Raw genomic sequence first — 17,039 nt, forward strand, 5'->3', positions numbered from 1 at the left:
ATGCACGCCGTGTCCGACGGGGCGAAACTCGAGATCCAGATGCTGCACGACCGCGTCCTCGTGCGGCTGTCCCCGGAGGAAGGCGAGCGCCGCAGCAGCGGCGGCATCGTGATCCCCGCGACGGCGCAGGTCGCCCGCCGGCTCGCGTGGGGTGATGTACTGGGCGTGGGCAACAGTGTGCGCAACGTGAAGACGGGCGACCGCGTGCTCTTCAACCCGGAGGACCAGCTCGAGGTCGAAATCCAGGGCGAAGGGCACCTCGTGATGCGCGAACGCGACATCCACGCGGTGGCGACGGAGCGAACCGAGCAGGGCACGGGGCTCTACCTGTAGGCGAGATCGGTAGGCGAGTCGGGTCCCGCGGAGGGCGAGGGCGTGGCAGACGAAGAGGTGACCGAGCGCGCGGAAACGCCCGCCGCGGAGCGCGGGACGCCGCCTGCCGAGCCGGTGCCGACCGAGGTCGCTGAGCCCGGACCGGCCGCGCTGGAGCCGAAGCCGCTCGAAGCCGCCGCGCCGCCGCCGGCTGAGCACGAGACCGCGCCGGCCGACGTCGCGGAGCCTGGACCCGCGGCCGCCGCGGCCGGGTCCGGGCGCGACGATGCCGCCGTCACCACCGATCTCTTCGCCGATGACCTGCTCGGCGAGCTGCTCGAAACCCCCGTCCTCGCGCCGCCGCCCGAGACGCCCGCGCGGAAGCTGCGCAAGGGGGTCGCGCGGGCCATGATGGCCGTCGGGCTCGCGCTCGGGTTGTTCGTCATCCTCTACGCGATCGACCTGGTCCTCAGCGCCGGTGACGTTCCGCGCGGGGTGACCGTCGCCGGGATCGAGGTCGGGGGCTTGAGCCACGCCGACGCCGAAGCCAAGCTGCGCAGGGAACTCGAGCCGCGGCTGATCCGGCCCGTCGTCGTGCACGGGGGCGACGTCCAGGCCGAACTCGTGCCGTCGCGGTCGGGGCTCGGGCTCGACTGGCCCAACACCCTCGGGCTCGCCGGGCACCAGCCGCTCAGCCCGATCACGCGGATCATGTCCTTCTTCAGCAGCCGCGAGGTCGGCGTCGCCACGCGCACCGACGAACGGCAGATCACCGACGCCGTCCGGCAGCTCGCCCAGGGCAAGCTCGACCACCCGGCCACCGAAGGGGCGGTCGGGTTCCTGGCGATCCCGGGCAGCGACGGCGGCGTCAACCCCTACCCCGTCCTGCCGCGGCAGGGGCAGCAGCTGCTCGACCTGGCCGGCGCCGTGCACACCGTCACCGACCACTGGCTCGACCCCGGCGGGGTCCGGCTCGCCATGGCCATCACGCCGGTCAAGGCGACCGCGGCCGGGGTGCAGGCGGCCTACCAGCAGATCGTCGTGCCCGCCGTCGCGAAGCCCGTCGTCGTGCACGGCCAGGGCAAGGACGTGCCGCTCAAGCCCGACGCCATCGCGGCGTCCTTCCAGTTCGCCGCGGTCGAGGGCGGGGCCGTCGAGGTGCGCATCGACCAGGGCAAGCTGCAGGGCGCGCTCAAGGACCCCCTGGCGAGCACCGAGACCGACGGCAAGGACGCGCAGATCGTCTTCACCGGCGACCAGCCCGCCGTCGAACCCTCCGAGGACGCCCGGAAGATCAACTGGGAGAAGACCTTCCTGCCGCTCATCGACGTGCTCAAGAAGACCGGCGGGCGGGACCTCCCGGTCGTCTACAGCGGGTCGAAGCCCGGCGTGACCACCGACGCCGCCAGTGCGCTCGGCATCAAGGAGGTCATCGGCGAGTTCACCACCGGCGGCCTCGCCGGTCCGGCCGCGACGAACAACCGGACGCTCGCCGATCGCGTCTCCGGCACCATCGTCAAGCCCGGTGAGACGTTCAGCCTCGGCGGCCGCTCCGGTCCGCGCACCGCGGACGCCGGCTACGTGCCCGCGCCGGTCAACGAGGACGGCACCGGCGCCACCGTCGTCGGCGGTGGTGTCTCGCAGCTGGCGTCCACTTTGTACAACGCGGGCTACCTCGCCGGCCTGACCGACGCCGGGCACCTCGAGCACGACCAGTACCTCGACCGCTACCCCGCCGGCCGCGACGCCAAGGCCGTCAACGCCGACGGCAGCGCCGTCGAGCTCAAGCTGACCAACGACGCGCCCACCGGCATCGCCATCCAGGCCGTCGTTTCCGGCGACTCGGTGACCGTCCGGATCTGGGGCACCCGGCACTACCGCGTCGAAGGCCAAACTGGCGCCCAGACGCCCGGCGCGCCGCCGCCCGTCCAGTTCGGCGCCGGCGGGACGGCGCCGTGCCAGCCGTCGATCGGCACGCCCGGCTTCAGCGTCACCGACACGCGCGTGCTCTACGACGCCGCCAGCGGAGCCGAAGTCCGCCGGACGTCGCACACGGCGACCTACGGTCCGCGCCCGACCATCCTCTGTTGAGTTGTCAGCGAAGGACCATGCACCCCGCCTCCTCGAGGTCGCGCAGCCAGGCCGGCTCCCGGAAGTGCTTGTTCCACCGCAGATCCAGCTTGTCCAATTTGGACAGCTGAGTCATCGACGCGGGCAACGTCGTCAGCGCGTTCTCCCGCAGGTCGAGCTGGCGCAGCTCGCCCAGCGAGCCGATCGACGACGGCAGCGACGTCAACCGGTTGCCCCGCAGGTGCAGCTCCCGCAACGCGCCGAGCGCGCCGATCGACTCCGGCAACGCCGTCAACTCGTTGCGGTAGAGCCGGAGTTCGCGCAGGGACGTGAACCCCGAGAGGTCGGCGGGCAGCGACGTGAGCCGGTTGTCCGTGCACCCCAGGTACCGCAAGCGGCCCAGGCGGCACCACGCCGCGGGGAACGCCGTGAGCCGGTTGTCGCTGACGTACAGGTATTCGGTGAGCCCGGCCAGCTCACCCAGTTCGTCCGGCAACGCGTCGAACCGGTTGTGCGCCAGATCGAGCGTGTGCACCGACTTCAACGCCGAAATCCCCGGTGGCAGCGAGGAAATCCGGTTCGCCGCCAGGTTGAGCACCGTCAGCCCGGTCTGCGACCACAGCGACGCGGGCACCTCCGTGAGCGCGTTCCGGTACAGGTCGAGCCGGGTCAACCCCGGCGGCAGCGAAGGCACCGACGTCAGCTCCTGGCCGCTCAGATCGAGTGCCGTCACGACGACCGCCTGGTCGACGGCAACAGCGCCCACGTCGCCGCGTCGTCCGGAGTGGACACCTGGATCCGCAGCCCCGGCGCCTCGGACACCGCCAGCTCGGTCAGCCGCAGGTTCAGCCGCCCGGCCCGCGGGTGGTCCATCCGCCGCAGCCGCGCCCGCGGCTCGGCCACCTCGTGGCGCGCCCACAGCTCGACGAACTCCGGGCTCAGCGCCGAAAGCCGGCGGATGTCCTCCTCCCAGGACGGATCGCCGACGTGCCTGCCGTACTCGGCGCGCATCCGCGCGACCATGTGCGGCACCTCCTCGTCGTAGTTCAGCAGGAACCGCCGCGCGTTGGGCTCGGTCACGCAGCACCACAGCAGGTTCTTGTGCAGGCACGGCATGCTGTGCCACTCCCAGAACATCTCCTCCTGCGCGGCGTTCGACTCCAGGACGTCGAACCGGCCGTTGACCACCGTGGCGGGCAACGGATCCAGCGCGCGCAGCACCTCGCGCACCGCCTCCGGCACCACCTCGGCCGGCGTCGGGAGCCGCGACGGGGTCAGCTCCGCCAGCCGGTACAGGTGCTCCCGCTCGGGGTGGTCCATCCGCAGGGTGCGCGCCACCGCGTCGAGCACCTGCGAGCTCGCGTTGATCGGCCGCCCCTGTTCGAGCCACGTGTACCAGGTGACGCCGACGCCGGCGAGCAGCGCCACCTCCTCGCGGCGCAACCCGCTGAGCCGGCGGCGCGGGCCGGGCGCGAGGCCGACCTCCGCCGGGCCGATCCGCGCCCGGCACGCCTTGAGGAACTGACCGAGTTCCTCTCGGCGGTTCGCGTGGACCTGGGTCTGGGTCATGCGGACATGGTGCCGGAGGGGTACGACAGTTTTGGCCGGCTCAGCCGCGAAGCAGGTACTCCCAGCACCAGCACCAGCAGGCTCTCTCCGGGGTCAGCCGCCGAAAAGCAGGCTCGGAGCCATGACTCTGACCACCCCTGCCCCGGCCGTGGACCGGGAAGCCCGGCCCGACCGGCGGCCGTGGTTCATGCTGGCCGTCCTGCTGCTCGGCCAGTTCATGGCGCTGCTCGACGTCACCGTCGTGAACGTCGCGATGACCGACATCCGCACCGACCTCGGCGCGTCCGGCGCCGCCCTGCAGCTCGTCGTTTCCGGCTACACCGTGGGCTACGCGATGCTGCTGATCACCGGCGCCCGGCTCGGCGAGCTGTTCGGCAGGCGCCGCCTCTTCGTCACCGGCACGATCGCCTTCACGGTTTGCTCCGCGCTCTGCGGCCTGGCGCCGGGCGAAGCGGTCCTCATCGTCGCGCGGATCGCGCAGGGCGCCGGCGCCGCGCTGATGATGCCGCAGGTCATCAGCCTCATCCAGGCGCGGTTCACCGGCGCCGACCGGGCCAAGGCGCTCAGCGCGTACACGGCGGTCATCTCGGTCGCCTTCGTGGCCGGTCAGGTGCTCGGCGGCGTCCTCGTCGGCGCGGACCTGTTCGGTGCGGGCTGGCGGCCGATCTTCCTGGTGAACGTCCCGATCGGCGTGGTCGTGGCCGTGTTCGCGGTCAAGCTGGTGCCCGGCGGCGGTGCGAAGACGGGACGGCGGCTCGACCTCGCCGGCCTCGCGATCGCCGTACCCGCCGTGGTGCTCGTCGTGCTGCCGCTGGTGCTCGGGCACGAAACCGGCTGGCCCGCCTGGACGTACGCCTCGATCGCCGCGGGTCTCCTGCTGGCCGTGCTGTTCGTGGTCGTGGAACGCCGGGTGCGCGACCCGCTCGTCGACCTCGCCGTGCTCAAGATCCGCGGCGTCGCGCCGGGTCTGGCCACGCTCGCGGCGGGCGTCGCCTCCTACGGCGGGTTCCTCTTCTGCGTATCGCTGCACCTGCAGTCGGGCCTCGGCAAGACGGCGATGGCCGCCGGCCTGGCGATGGCGCCCGGCGGGATCGTCTTCGGCCTCTGCGGGTTCTTCTGGAACCGGCTGCCCCAGCGCGTGCACGCCTGGCTGACCCCGTGCGGTTACGTGGGATCCGCCATCGCGTACGCGCTGCTCGCGGTGGGCCGGGACGGCGGGACGCTGTTCTTCGCGGCCCTGCTGCTGTTCGGCCTGTCGATGGGGCCCGCGTTCGGCTCCCTGATGGTGAACGCGCTGACGCACGTCCCGCTCGAGCGCGCGGCGGACGTCAGCGGCCTGCTGACCACCACGCTGCAGCTGGGCCAGGTCGTCGGCGTGGCGACGTTCGGCAGCGTGTTCCTGACGCTGGCGGCGACGTCGTCCGCGACCGCCCTCACCACGGCGATGACCTGCGCCGCCGTGCTGCTGCTCGGCGGCGCAGGCTTGGCGCTCAGGCGGTAGTGCGGCTGCCGCCCTTGACCTTGGCGTAGATCGCCGAAGCCGCGATGACGCCGACGACGGCGGCCACGATCTGGAAGATGTGCCGGATCCAGTCGATGCCGTTGGTGTCGCGCACGCCGAACACCCCGGCGAGCCAGTTGCCGATGAACGCGGCGACGATGCCGACGACGATCGTCAGCCAGATCGGGATCTTCTGGTCGCCCGGCGCGAACAAGCGGCCGAGCACGCCCAGGATCAGGCCCACGATGATCGTCGAGATGATGCCCCAAAGTCCGCCGAGCACAGGTTCCTCCTCGGGTAGCGCAATAAGCGCCACCGTCGCACCGATCCGGGCGGGTCGCCCGCGCAGACCCCCGATGGGGTGAGCGGAAAAAGATCCGGCCCGGCTCGCCCCCGACGGCGAACCGGGCCGGATCGGCCTGGGAAGGGGTTACCTGGTCACGCCACGGCGTCCGTAGAGGCCGGCGGCGATGCTCACCCCGATGGCGGCGAGGACGACCTGGGTCAGGATCTCCAACCAGTCGATGCCGTTGGTGTCGGCGTACCCGAGACCGCGCGCGATGGCGGTGCCGATGAAGGCGGCGATGATGCCGATCAGGATGGTCAGCCAGATCGGGATGCCCTGCTTGCCGGGCGCGACCAACCGGCCGAGAACACCGATGATCAGCCCGACGATGAGTGCGCTGACGATGCCGGCAACAGTCATCACTTGCTCCTCTCAAGGATCCGCGAACCCGGCCACTCGGGTCCGTCGGACTCGGTGAGCGGAATGCCCGCCCCGCCCGGCCCTGAAACGCGAACAGGGCTCCCCTCACGCGAGGAGAGCCCTATTCGTGACCATCAGAAGGCGGCTTCGTCCAGCTCCATCAGCGCGTTGTCGGCCGCCTCGACGATCGCGCGGCGCGCGGTCAGCTCGGGGAGCACCTGCTTCGCGAAGAACGACGCCACGGCGATCTTGCCCTCGTAGAACGGGACGTCCTTGGCGGACGCGCCCGCGTCGAGCTTGCCGATCGCGACCTCGGCGTGCTTCAGCAGCTGCCAGCCGATGAGCAGGTCGCCGACCGACATCAGCAGGCGGACCGTGTGCTGGCCGACCTTGTTGATGTTCTGCGGGTCTTCCTGCGACGACGTCAGGTAGCCGATCAGCGAGCCCAGCATGCCCTGGGTGTCCTCGAGGGCCTGCTTGAGCAGCCCGCGCTCGTTCTTGAGCCGGCCGTTACCCGCCTCGGACTCGATGAACTTGGTGATCTCGCCGGCGACGAAGGCCAGCGACTGGCCCTTGTCGCGGACGATCTTGCGGAAGAAGAAGTCCAGCGACTGGATCGCCGTGGTGCCCTCGTAGAGCGAGTCGATCTTGGCGTCGCGGATGTACTGCTCGATCGGGTAGTCCTGCAGGAAGCCGGACCCGCCCAGGGTCTGCAGCGACTGCACGAGCTGCTCGGTGGCGCGCTCGGAGCCGACGCCCTTGACGATCGGCAGCAGCAGGTCGTTCACGCCGTGCGCGACCTTCTGGTCACCCTCGCCGGTCCACAGCTGGTCCTGGAACGACGCCGTGTACAGGTACACCGCGCGCAGGCCCTCGGCGTACGCCTTCTGGAGCATCAGCGAGCGGCGGACGTCCGGGTGGTGCGTGATGGTGACGCGCGGCGCGGCCTTGTTCAGCATGTTCGGCAGGTCGGCGCCCTGGACGCGCTCCTTGGCGTACTCGAGCGCGTTGAGGTAACCGGTCGAGAGCGTCGCGATGGCCTTCGTGCCGACCATCATGCGGGCGTACTCGATGACCTGGAACATCTGCGCGATGCCGTCGTGGACCTCGCCGAGCAGCCAGCCCTTGGCCGGGGTGCCGTGCTGGCCGAAGGTCAGCTCGCAGGTCGTCGAGGCCTTGATGCCCATCTTGTGCTCGACTCCTGTGACGTAGGCGCCGTTGCGCTCGCCCAGCTCACCGGTCTTGGAGTCGAAGTGGAACTTCGGCACGAGGAACAGCGACAGGCCCTTGGTGCCCGGCTTGGTCTCGATGCCGGGACCCTCGGGGCGCGCCAGCACGAGGTGCATGATGTTTTCGCTCATGTCGTGCTCGGCGGAGGTGATGAACCGCTTCACGCCGTCGATGTGCCAGGAGCCGTCCTCCTGCTGGGTGGCCTTGGTGCGGCCCGCGCCGACGTCGGAGCCGGCGTCCGGCTCGGTCAGCACCATCGTCGCGCCCCAGGCGCGGTCGATCATCAGCTGCGCCCAGTGCTTCTGCTCTTCGGTGCCGTTCTTGTCGACGATCATCGCGAAGTTCGGGCCCGCCATGTACATGAACAGCGGGGCGTTCGCGCCGAGGATCAGCTCGGAGGCGGCCCACTGCACCGTCGGGGGCAGACCGAAGCCGCCGAGGTCGTTGGTCAGGCCGAGGCGCCACCACTCGCCCTCGATCAGCTGCTGGTAGCTCTTCTTGAACGACTCCGGGATCTTCACGCTGAAGGTCTTCGGGTCGTACACCGGCGGGTTGCGGTCCGCGTCGGCGAACGACTCGGCGAGCGGGCCGGTGGCGAGTTTGTTCAGCTCGGCCAGCACACCGCGCGCGGTCTCTTCGTCGGACTCGGCGAGCACGCCCTTGCCCAGGCGCTCCTGCACGCCGAGTACCTCGAAGAGGTTGAACTCCAGGTCTCGGACGTTGCTCTTGTAGTGGCCCATGTCGTCACTCCAATGTGTTCGGCTCCCCGGCCGGGCACATACTCGCCTTACTCGCCGGTAACTTCAGGATATTACCTGCGGGTAACTGGAGCAAGCAGATCCGCACTACCGAGTACCGGAAATCCCCACAAAAGTGGCGTTGTCCCTGGGGAACGGCGTCAGCGGTGCCCCGGGATCGCCGTTGTGTCGGCCGTCACCGGGACGTGGCCGTCCTCGGTCCGGGCGATGAGGATCCCGCCGCGGAAGGCGATGGTCACCGCGTGTGTCCGGTCCCGTGCGGACAGCTTGCGCAGGATGCTCTTCACGTGCGTCCGCACGGTCTCCACGGAGAGGAACAGCAGCTTCGCGATCGCCGAGTTCTCGAGACCTTCGGCGACCAGCTGGAGCACCTGGTATTCGCGCCTGGACAGCGGCATCGCGCCGCGCCCGGCCGCCGGGCTGTCGTGGGCGAGGTCGCCCTTCGGCACGGTCGCCCGCTTCGGCCGGGCGGTCAGCGCGGCCAGCGTCGGGTCGATGTACCGGCGTTCGGTGTGGGCCCTCCGGATCGCTTCGGCGAGCCGCCGTGAATCGATCGACCGGGGCACGATCGCATGCGCCCCCGCGGCGATCGCGGCCGCCAGGTACTGCTGGGTGCGATTCGCGTCACGGATGAGCGTGACGAGGATCAGCGCCGGGTCGCCGGCGTTGAGCAGCTTGGTCAGGTGGCAGTTCGGGTCGAGCGCCGAATCGAGCACGACGACGTCCGGTTTGACCTGTTCGCACAGTTGCAACGCGGCGTGGTGGCTGGCCGCCTGCCCGGCCCAGTGCAGCCCCTGGCTGCGGTGGACGAGGGCGGCGAGACCGTCCCGGTAGATCGGCACGGGATCGACGACCGCCACGCCGAGACTGCGCCCGCCGGGTCCGATCGGCCCCGTGGGCCTGCGGGTGGGCTCGATGCTGTGCATCGCGGGCCTCCGTCTCCTGCGCTGTCGCTCCTGGGACGCCTCCCGGCATCGTCCGGTCCCCCCTGCCGGGACCGGGCCAAAAGTGACTCCTCCTGCTTGGTACGAGTCGCGATTGCGCAGCTCATGACGCCAATTCCCCCTCATGGCCCAACCGGCAGGTCACAGCAAACTCTCGGTAGAAAACGGTGCGACCGAGCTCGTGCGGTGGTTCTCCGGAGGACCTGATGGGGGTGTCGTTGCTACTGAGGGTGGCCCGCACGTCGTTCAACGATTTCGACGATCCCGGGATGCGGTCCGCAGCCGCCCGAACTCCTCCCCGAGCCCGGTAGGCGTCCAGTGCGCGTTGAGCCCGCTCGGGTTGGGCAGCACCCATACGTGGGTATCGTCGATCCGGTGTTCCTGCGGTCCCACGCGAGCCTTCGGGAAGCCGAACGCGGTCCGGTAGGCGGTGATCCCGACGACGGCGAGCCACTCCGGCCGGTACTTCAGCACCTTGGCTGCGAGGAGCTCGCCGCCTTCGCGCAGCTCGTCGTTGGTGAGTTCATCGGCGCGGGCGGTGGTCCTCGCGACGACGTTGGTGATGCCGAGGCGGAGGTCGAGGAGCTGCTCCTGTTCGGCGGGTTTGTAGAGGCGCGGGGTGAAGCCTCCGGCGTGGAGGGCGGGCCAGAAGCGGTTGCCGGGGCGGGCGAAGTGCTGCTTGAGCACGCCGGAGTAGAGGCCGGGGTTGATGCCGCAGAAGAGGACGTCGAGGCCGGGGGCGATGACGTCGGGGATGGTGGTGTCCTGGGCGGCGGCGAGTTGGTCCTTGGTGGGTCGGGTGCTCACGTAGCCAGTTTCGGGCACGGTTGGGTTGTGGGGCTCACCGCGGACGGGTGTTCCGTCGATCTCTACCTGGTGCTGCCGCCTCAGGGCGAAGCGGAGATCGTGCACGCGGCGATCCCGCCCGGCGCCTCGATCCTCGAGCTGGGGAGCGGACCGGGCCGGGTCACGCACCCGCTGCTGGAACTCGGCCATCCCGTGGTCGCCGTGGACGACTCGCCGGCGATGCTCCGGCACGTCCGCACCAAGACGGTGTGCGCGCGGATCGGCGACCTGGACCTCGGGCGGTCGTTCGATGCGGTGGTGCTGGGCAGTCATTTGATCAACGCTCCGCGCGAGGCGGACAGGCGCGCGATGCTCGTCGCGGCCCGGCGGCACCTCGCTCCCGCCGGGCGGCTGATCGTCGAATGGCATCCGCCGGGGTGGTTCGACACCGTCGCGTCCGGTCAGGGCGGGGTGATCGGCGAGGTGACGGTCGAGTTGGCCGACGTGGTCCGCGATGGCGATGTTCTGTCGGCGACGGTCCGGTATTCGGCGCGGGGACAACGGTGGGAGCAAGAGTTCACCTGCTGCCGGTTTTCGCTCGACGCGGCCTTGACCTCGGCCGATCTCGTCTTCGATAGCTGGCTCACTGCTGACCGGACTTGGTTCGCCGCCCGGGCTCGCCACCGGGGGTAGCGGATCACGCACAGACCTGCGTACCCTGTGTGATCTCCCGCACAGCGTCGTACCGAGGAGGATTTCGTGCAGCTTCCGCTCATCCTCGGACTGGTCGCGCTCGTCCTGGCCGTGGCCGCGCTCGTCGTCGTCCTCGAGGATCGCCGAGCCGCCAAACGAGCCGCGCTCCAGCGGAAAGCCCGGTTAACGCGTCTGGGCGAGGTGGATCCGCTCGCGCCGAGCCGGCTGCACGCCGATCGTTGAACGCCTGCCGCGCAGCAGCGTGAGCAAGAGCGCTCCGAAGACCCAGCCGATGCCGGCGCCGAACGCGTTGTTCATGAGGTCGTCGACGTCGAAGATGCGGTAGACGTGCGGCGCGGTGCCGAAGTTCGCCGTGAGCTGCGTGATCTCGATGAGCAGTGACGCGGCGAAGCCGATCAGGGTCGTGCCGACCAGGCCGCGGCGCCACAGGATCCGGGCGAACACCCCCAGCGGGACGAACAGCAGCACGTTCAGGCACGCCTGCTGGAACGTCTGCGTCGCGAACCACAGCGACAGCGGCTCGCCGTGCTTGAGCAGTTCGGAGTGGATGTCGGTGAGCCACTGGAACGGGTGCAGCTGCACCGTCTGCGTCAGCCGGCGGGTGCCGGGGCCGGGCAGGGGGAGGAAGACGACCGCCAGGGTCATGCACGCGTAGAACAGCACCGCCGCGGTGGTGGCGATGCCGCGCGGGCGCAGGCCGCCGTACCGGGCGAGCTGGGTGAGCAGCTGCGGCACCAGGACGACGGTCCACAGCGCGAGAAAGCCGATGAAGCCGTACTGCAGGGCCGTGACCTGTGCGTTCGTCATGCCATCGACGTTATGGATCTTGGCCCGGCCCTCGCTTCGGTCGAAGAGCCGGACGGCCCGGACCGCCATCGGCCACTTGGCCGACCCCGCTACGGGCCGATCGGCCGGGTGCCGGACGTGGCCGAAGTCATTCAGGGATAACCGGATGCGTCTTGCGCCGACCCGGGAATGCCAACGACGCTTCGCACGTCGGAGTGTTGTGCGGGCAACGAAAGGAACGCTCATGGCACCGATCCGGGTCGGCATCGTCGGGCTCAGCGCGAACGGCGGCTGGGCCGCGACCGCGCACGTGCCCGCGCTGGCCGCGGTGGAGGGCTACGAGCTGCGCGCGCTCAGCGGGAGCAGCGCCGAGTCGGCGCGGGTGGCCGGGGAGAAGTACGGCGTGCCGCTGACCTTCGGCGACGCCGGGGAACTCGCCCGGCACCCGGAGGTCGACCTGGTCGTCGTCGCGGTGAAGGTGTCCGAGCACCGGGCGCTCATCGAGCCCGCGCTGGCCGCGGGCAAGCAGGTGCTGAGCGAGTGGCCGCTGGGCGTCGGCCTGGCCGAAACGCGGGCGCTCGCCGAAGCCGCGAAGACCGGGCAGACCGCCGTCGGCCTGCAGGGGCGGTCCGCGCCGGCGTTGCGCTACCTGCGTGACCTCATCAAGGACGGCTACGTCGGTCGCGTGCTCTCGACGTCGCTGATCGGCTCGGGTGGCAACTGGGGGCCGAGCGTCCGCGCCGGGCGGGACTACCAGCTGCACCCCGAGGGCGGCGCCACCATGCTGACCATCCCGTTCGCGCACACCGTCGACGCGCTCGACATGGTGCTCGGCGGGTTCACCGAGCTGTCGGCGACGATGGCGACCGTCCGGTCGCGGGTGCGCGACGAGGTCACCGGCGATTCGGTCCCGATGACCGCGCCGGACCAGATCGCCGTCTCCGGGGTGCTGGCCGGCGGTGCGGTCGCGTCGGTGCACCTGCGCGGCGGGTCGTCGCCCGCGACGGACTTCCACTGGGAGGTCAACGGCACCGAGGGCACGCTGGTCGTCGAGGCCGCCGACCCGCTGTTCTGGATCGCGAAGCTGACGCTGCGGGGCAGCCGGACCGGCACGCTGGAGAAGCTGACCGTGCCGGCGCGCTACGAGCTCCCGCAGCTGGCCGGGCGCAGCGCCGAGCCGTCGTACAACGTCGCGCACGCCTACGCGCGCCACCTCAAGGGCGACCTGCCGGACTTCGCGCACGCCGTGCGCGTGCACCGGGTGCTCGACGCCGTCCAGCGGTCGGCCGACACCGGGACGCGGGTTCACCCGGACGCAGAGTAACTGTTACCGGCGGTTGTAGCTTTTCCGCCGGGCTCAACTTACTCTCGGGTAATGGACGACGTTGTCTACGACCGCGAGGGCCGGGGCGAGCCGCTGGTCCTGATCCACGGCATCGGCCACCGCCGTCAGGCCTGGGCGCCGGTGGTCCCGCTGCTCACGCCGCACCGTGACGTCATCGCCGTCGACCTGCCCGGCTTCGGCGAATCGCCCGAGCCGTCCGGCGGTTACGGCGTCGAGCCCGCGCTGGTCATGTTCAAGGAGCTCTTCACCGAGCTGGGTCTCGACCGGCCGCACGTCGCCGGCAACTCGCTCGGCGGGTTGCTGTCGCTGGCGCTCGGCCAGGCCGGGCTCGTCCGCAGCGTCACGGCGTTGTCGCCGGCCGGGCTGTGGAACCGGCGTCAGAAGGTGTACGCGATCGCCACGCTCAAGGCGCACCGCGCGCTCGCCCAGCGCACCCCGCCGCACGTCGTGCGCCGCATCGCCGCGACGGCCGCCGGGCGCAAGGCGCTGACCGGGATGATCGTCGGGAAGCCGGCGCGGCTGACCCCGGACGCCGTCGTCGAGGACGCCCACGCGCTCGCGTCCGCGCCCGGCTTCGAGCCCACCGCCGCCGAGTCCCGCGGGGACTTCCGCTTCACCGGCCCGGTCACCGGCGTCCCGGTGACGATCGCGTGGGCCGCGCACGACCGGATCCTCGCCCGCCCCCGGGTCGCCGACCTGCGGAAGGTCGCTCCGAACGGGACGTTCCGGTTGCTGCCCGGCTGCGGGCACGTGCCGATGAACGACGACCCGGCGCTCGTCGCGAGGGTGCTGCTCGACGGAAGCCGTTAGGTGACATTCGCTTTACGTCCGTCTTTTGACCCTGGTAGCTGACTCCTCCGCGAGGCAGAATCCTCCGCCGTGCGCCCGTTCGGGGACCCTGGGCGCGAATCGGAGGAAGAACACTCATGAGGCTTTCAACCCGGCTCGCGGTGTTCGCCGCGGCCGCGCTGGCGACGACGGCGGTGACCACCGCACCCGCGTCCGCGGGCCAGCGCCCGGACCCCACCACCGACGTCCGGATCATCGGGTTCAACGACCTGCACGGCAACCTCGAGCCGCCGTCCGGCTCCAGCGGCCGGGTCGTGCAGTCGGACGGGACCACAGTGGACGCCGGTGGCGCCGCTTACCTGGCCACGCACGTGAAGCAGCTCCGCGCGCAGGTGCGCAACTCGTTCGTCGTGTCCGCCGGGGACAACATCGGCGCGTCGCCGGTGGTCTCGGCGCTGTTCCACGACGAGCCGACCGTCGACTTCCTGAACATGCTGGGCGTCGACGCGTCCGTCGTCGGCAACCACGAGTTCGACGAAGGCTACAAGGAACTGCAGCGCATGCAGTTCGGCGGCTGCCACCCGACCGATGGGTGCCAGTTCGAGAAGACCTTCAAGGGTGCGAAGTTCCCGTTCCTCGGGTCCAATGTGTACTTCACCAACGGCCTGCCCGCGCTGTTGCCGTTCACCGTCAAGTTCGAGGGCGGCGTGCCGGTCGGCGTCATCGGGGCCACGCTGAAGGACCTGCCGTCCGTCGTCACGCCGGAGGCGATCAAGGGCCTGAAGTTCGGCGACGAGGTCGAGGCGATCAACCGCACCTCGAACCTGCTCGACTTCTTCGGCGTCAAGGCCCAGGTCGTGCTCATGCACCAGGGTGACGGCACCGAGGTCGAGGGCCCGAACGACTGCAAGCTGCGCCCCGGCCCGGCCGCCGCGATCGCGGCCGCGGTGACGCCGAAGGTCGACGCGTTCTTCACCGGGCACAGCCACCAGCAGTACAACTGCGTGATCAACGACCCGGCGGGCCAGCCGCGGCCGGTCATCCAGGGCTCGTCCTTCGGCCGCCTGCTTTCGGTGGTGGACCTGAAGATCAGCACCAAGACCCGCGACGTCGTGCGGTCGCAGACCAAGGCGTTCAACGAGATCGTCACCCGCACGGTCACCCCGGACCCGGCCGTCGCGGCGCTGGTCGCCGACGCCAAGACGAAGTCGGGCCCGATCGCGAACAAGCAGGTCGGCACCATCACCGCGGACCTGCCGGCGGCGGGCAACGCGGCCGGTGAGTCCCCGCTCGGCGACGTCATCGCCGACGCGCAGCTCGCGGGCACGCAGTCGAACAACGCCGTCATCGCGATCACCAACCCGGGCGGCATCCGCGCCGACCTGACCTACAAGTCGTCCCCGAACAACGAGGGCGACGGCGTGGTGACCTACGGCGAGGCGTTCACCGTCCAGCCGTTCGCGAACATCATGCAGACGATCACGCTGACCGGCGCGAACCTGAAGAACGTGCTGGAACAGCAGTGGCAGGGCACGACCACGCGCATCCTGCAGATTTCGAGCTCGCTGCACTACAGCTACTCGGCGTCCGCGCCGCAGGGCTCGCGGGTTTCGAACATCACCGTGAACGGCACGCCGGTCGACCCGGCGGCGACGTTCCGCGTGTCGGTGAACAACTTCCTCGCCGCCGGCGGGGACGGGTTCGCCGAGTTCACCAAGGGCACGAACCTGGCCGGCGGACCGGTGGACCTGGACGCGCTGATCGCGTACCTGGGCGCCCACCCGAACCTGGCCCCGCCCGCGGCGGACCGGATCACCCAGCTGCCGTAGTCCGGTTCTTCCAAGACGCCGGGTCGACAATGGACCCATGACGACTTGGGAAGACGTCGTCCGCCTGGCCTCGGCACTGCCCGAGGTCGAGGCGGCGACCTGGTACCGCACGCCCGCGCTGAAGGTGGCGGGCAAGGGGTTCGCGCGGCTGCGCACCGAGGCCGAGGGCGGCCTGGTCGTGCTGTGCGGACTCGACGAGAAGGCCGCGTTGCTGGATTCCGGCGACGCGGCCTTCTTCACGACCCCGCACTACGACGGCTCCGGTTCGATCATCGTCGACCTCGAGCGGGTCGACGTCGATCAGCTGCGTGAGCTGCTCGAAGAAGCGTGGCGGCGGAAGGCACCGCGCCGGCTGCTCACTTGAGTTCGCCGCGCAGCATGCTCATCAGGATCATGTCGTGCCGGGTGCCGTCGGCGGCGACGAACGCTTCGCGGTGGCGGCCGTCTTCGCTGAAGCCGACCTTGCGGTAGACGTGGCGCGCGCGTTCGTTCTCCGCGACCACCCAGAGCGTGATCATGTGCAGCCGCATGTGGTTGAAGCCGTAGCGGCACATCAGGCGCAGCGCCTCGGTGCCGTAGCCGCCGTTGCGGTACTCGGCGTCACCGATGTAGATGTCCAGCTCGGCGTTGCCGACCTCGGGCACGGCGTCCCGGAGGTCGACGATGCCGATCAGCTTGCCGTCGGCCTCGATGCCGAGGACGACGAGTTCGTAGTTGTTGACCGGGCGTTCTTCGGCGTGCTTGCGGAGCTGCGCGAGCGACCGCGGGTAGCCGGTGTTCATCCACCGGCCGACCTCGGGGTCGCTGCCCCACGGGTGGATCCGGTCGGCGTCTTCCGGCTCGAGCGCGCGCAGCCGGACCAGGTCACCTTCGAGCATGTCGTTCATGGTGCCGGAACCGGCGGCGGGGTTCGCGCGATTTTCGGGTGACCCCGGATCTGCGCGCCGGGTACCCCGATGGTGGGATATGGCGCATGTCGACCGCATGGCCGTTGCGCCAGGACCCGGAAGCGCCGGTGATCATCGCACTGGCACTGGTCAACGACCCGGACGCGCTGGGGTTCGTCGTCCTGGACGACGAGGACGACTTCTTCATCAGCGACGGCACCGAGCTGTCGGATGACGTCGTCGTCAACCGCGAGAGCTTCGGCAAGATGTCGCTGCGCGAAGCCGTCGAACTGCTGCCGCAGCTGGGCGCGCTCGCGGAGGTGCCGATGGGCATGGCCGCCGACTGGGACCCCGAGCGCCGCACGTGGCTGCTGTCGTCGGTGACCGGTTCCGACGACGAGGACGAGGACATCCGGTTGCTGGCCGAGCGCCGCGCGGCCTGGAAGTTCGAAGGCTCGCCGGACGACGAAGCCCAGATCAGCAGCGGCCTGACCGAGATCCCGACCGGTCCGCAGCAGCCGGTGCGCGCGGTCCGCCAGGTCGTCCGCGAGCAGGACGGCACGTGGCTGTTCGTCGGCTTCGAGGTCCCGGAGGCGGAAGACTTCGAGGTCGAAGGCCTGGAGCTGGAGCACGTCGCGAACCTGTACCCGGACGTCCGGACGGTGCTGAAGGCCGCGCCCGGCCAAGTCTACGACCGCGCTACGCCGGACAGCGAGTGGGAGCTCGTCGAAGGCTGAGAAAAAGTCCGGCGCGGTTGTCCAGGCGACGTCCGCGCCGTTCGTCCTTACAGTGAGAGCCGGCGATCGGCGCCGG

Annotated in this window: 18 protein-coding genes; 9 read left to right on the forward strand and 9 right to left on the reverse strand. The window is 70.4% G+C overall.

Annotated elements, in window-relative coordinates; genetic code table 11:
- Positions 1 to 333: a GroES family chaperonin gene (locus ACLJQM_RS35810; protein WP_247016577.1), complete on the forward strand. Its 333-nt coding sequence runs from the start codon at positions 1 to 3 to the stop codon at positions 331 to 333.
- Between the two features lie 42 nt (positions 334 to 375).
- Positions 376 to 2,403, forward strand: a complete 2,028-nt coding sequence (locus tag ACLJQM_RS35815; RefSeq protein ID WP_410634753.1) for a VanW family protein — start codon at positions 376 to 378, stop codon at positions 2,401 to 2,403.
- 4 nt (positions 2,404 to 2,407) lie between these two features.
- Here the strand turns inward: ACLJQM_RS35815 and ACLJQM_RS35820 are convergent, their stop codons facing one another.
- Both ACLJQM_RS35820 and ACLJQM_RS35825 read right to left on the reverse strand, forming a co-directional pair.
- Positions 2,408 to 3,115 carry a leucine-rich repeat domain-containing protein gene (locus tag ACLJQM_RS35820; protein WP_410634754.1) on the reverse strand — a complete coding sequence of 236 codons (708 nt, stop codon included), beginning with the start codon at positions 3,113 to 3,115 and terminating at the stop codon, positions 2,408 to 2,410.
- On the reverse strand, positions 3,112 to 3,951 hold the full coding sequence (locus tag ACLJQM_RS35825) for a helix-turn-helix transcriptional regulator (protein ID WP_410634755.1): 840 nt from the start codon (positions 3,949 to 3,951) through the stop codon (positions 3,112 to 3,114). Before ACLJQM_RS35825 ends, ACLJQM_RS35820 begins: the two co-directional genes overlap by 4 nt.
- A 121-nt stretch (positions 3,952 to 4,072) precedes the next feature.
- On the opposite strand from ACLJQM_RS35825, the gene ACLJQM_RS35830 reads away from it, so the two are divergent.
- Positions 4,073 to 5,452 carry an MFS transporter gene (locus ACLJQM_RS35830; protein ID WP_410634757.1) on the forward strand — a complete coding sequence of 460 codons (1,380 nt, stop codon included), beginning with the start codon at positions 4,073 to 4,075 and terminating at the stop codon, positions 5,450 to 5,452.
- On the opposite strand, the gene ACLJQM_RS35835 is transcribed toward ACLJQM_RS35830, so the two are convergent.
- The 5 genes from ACLJQM_RS35835 to mug all read right to left on the reverse strand — a co-directional run bounded on the left by ACLJQM_RS35835 (position 5,442) and on the right by mug (position 9,897).
- Positions 5,442 to 5,735, reverse strand: a complete 294-nt coding sequence (locus ACLJQM_RS35835; RefSeq protein WP_410634758.1) for a GlsB/YeaQ/YmgE family stress response membrane protein — start codon at positions 5,733 to 5,735, stop codon at positions 5,442 to 5,444. The two genes, ACLJQM_RS35830 and ACLJQM_RS35835, sit on opposite strands and share 11 nt — an antisense overlap.
- A 147-nt stretch (positions 5,736 to 5,882) precedes the next feature.
- Positions 5,883 to 6,158, reverse strand: a complete 276-nt coding sequence (locus ACLJQM_RS35840; RefSeq protein ID WP_410634760.1) for a GlsB/YeaQ/YmgE family stress response membrane protein — start codon at positions 6,156 to 6,158, stop codon at positions 5,883 to 5,885.
- Between the two features lie 134 nt (positions 6,159 to 6,292).
- Positions 6,293 to 8,128 carry an acyl-CoA dehydrogenase gene (locus tag ACLJQM_RS35845; RefSeq protein ID WP_410634761.1) on the reverse strand — a complete coding sequence of 612 codons (1,836 nt, stop codon included), beginning with the start codon at positions 8,126 to 8,128 and terminating at the stop codon, positions 6,293 to 6,295.
- Positions 8,129 to 8,286: 158 nt separating this feature from the next.
- The gene (locus ACLJQM_RS35850; RefSeq protein ID WP_410634763.1) at positions 8,287 to 9,072 is read right to left on the reverse strand and encodes a response regulator transcription factor; all 786 of its coding nucleotides are present in this window, start codon (positions 9,070 to 9,072) and stop codon (positions 8,287 to 8,289) included.
- A gap of 264 nt (positions 9,073 to 9,336) precedes the next feature.
- On the reverse strand, positions 9,337 to 9,897 hold the full coding sequence (gene mug / locus ACLJQM_RS35855) for a G/U mismatch-specific DNA glycosylase (RefSeq protein WP_410634765.1): 561 nt from the start codon (positions 9,895 to 9,897) through the stop codon (positions 9,337 to 9,339).
- A 27-nt stretch (positions 9,898 to 9,924) separates the two neighbouring features.
- On the opposite strand from mug, the gene ACLJQM_RS35860 reads away from it, so the two are divergent.
- Positions 9,925 to 10,569, forward strand: coding sequence for a class I SAM-dependent methyltransferase (locus ACLJQM_RS35860; protein WP_410634767.1), 645 nt, complete (start codon positions 9,925 to 9,927; stop codon positions 10,567 to 10,569).
- A 183-nt stretch (positions 10,570 to 10,752) separates the two neighbouring features.
- Here ACLJQM_RS35860 and ACLJQM_RS35865 read toward each other — a convergent pair whose 3' ends face one another.
- On the reverse strand, positions 10,753 to 11,397 hold the full coding sequence (locus ACLJQM_RS35865; RefSeq protein WP_410634768.1) for a VanZ family protein: 645 nt from the start codon (positions 11,395 to 11,397) through the stop codon (positions 10,753 to 10,755).
- Between the two features lie 223 nt (positions 11,398 to 11,620).
- On the opposite strand from ACLJQM_RS35865, the gene ACLJQM_RS35870 reads away from it, so the two are divergent.
- The 4 genes from ACLJQM_RS35870 to ACLJQM_RS35885 all read left to right on the forward strand — a co-directional run bounded on the left by ACLJQM_RS35870 (position 11,621) and on the right by ACLJQM_RS35885 (position 15,703).
- Positions 11,621 to 12,700 (forward strand): Gfo/Idh/MocA family protein, encoded by a 1,080-nt coding sequence (locus tag ACLJQM_RS35870; RefSeq protein WP_410634770.1) that lies wholly within the window; start codon positions 11,621 to 11,623, stop codon positions 12,698 to 12,700.
- A 51-nt stretch (positions 12,701 to 12,751) separates the two neighbouring features.
- Positions 12,752 to 13,531: an alpha/beta fold hydrolase gene (locus ACLJQM_RS35875; RefSeq protein ID WP_360777890.1), complete on the forward strand. Its 780-nt coding sequence runs from the start codon at positions 12,752 to 12,754 to the stop codon at positions 13,529 to 13,531.
- Positions 13,532 to 13,647: 116 nt separating this feature from the next.
- Entirely contained in the window at positions 13,648 to 15,339 is a 1,692-nt protein-coding gene (locus ACLJQM_RS35880) for a bifunctional metallophosphatase/5'-nucleotidase (protein WP_410634772.1), read from the forward strand.
- A gap of 37 nt (positions 15,340 to 15,376) precedes the next feature.
- The gene (locus ACLJQM_RS35885) at positions 15,377 to 15,703 is read left to right on the forward strand and encodes an MmcQ/YjbR family DNA-binding protein (RefSeq protein WP_360777886.1); all 327 of its coding nucleotides are present in this window, start codon (positions 15,377 to 15,379) and stop codon (positions 15,701 to 15,703) included.
- On the opposite strand, the gene ACLJQM_RS35890 is transcribed toward ACLJQM_RS35885, so the two are convergent.
- Entirely contained in the window at positions 15,696 to 16,217 is a 522-nt protein-coding gene (locus ACLJQM_RS35890) for a GNAT family N-acetyltransferase (RefSeq protein WP_410634774.1), read from the reverse strand. The two genes, ACLJQM_RS35885 and ACLJQM_RS35890, sit on opposite strands and share 8 nt — an antisense overlap.
- A gap of 95 nt (positions 16,218 to 16,312) precedes the next feature.
- On the opposite strand from ACLJQM_RS35890, the gene ACLJQM_RS35895 reads away from it, so the two are divergent.
- Positions 16,313 to 16,963, forward strand: a complete 651-nt coding sequence (locus ACLJQM_RS35895) for a hypothetical protein (RefSeq protein WP_410634775.1) — start codon at positions 16,313 to 16,315, stop codon at positions 16,961 to 16,963.
- Positions 16,964 to 17,039: the final 76 nt, after the last annotated feature.

Source organism: Amycolatopsis sp. cmx-4-83 (assembly GCF_046548815.1).
In the GTDB taxonomy this organism is placed as follows: Bacteria; Actinomycetota; Actinomycetes; order Mycobacteriales; family Pseudonocardiaceae; genus Amycolatopsis; species Amycolatopsis pretoriensis_A.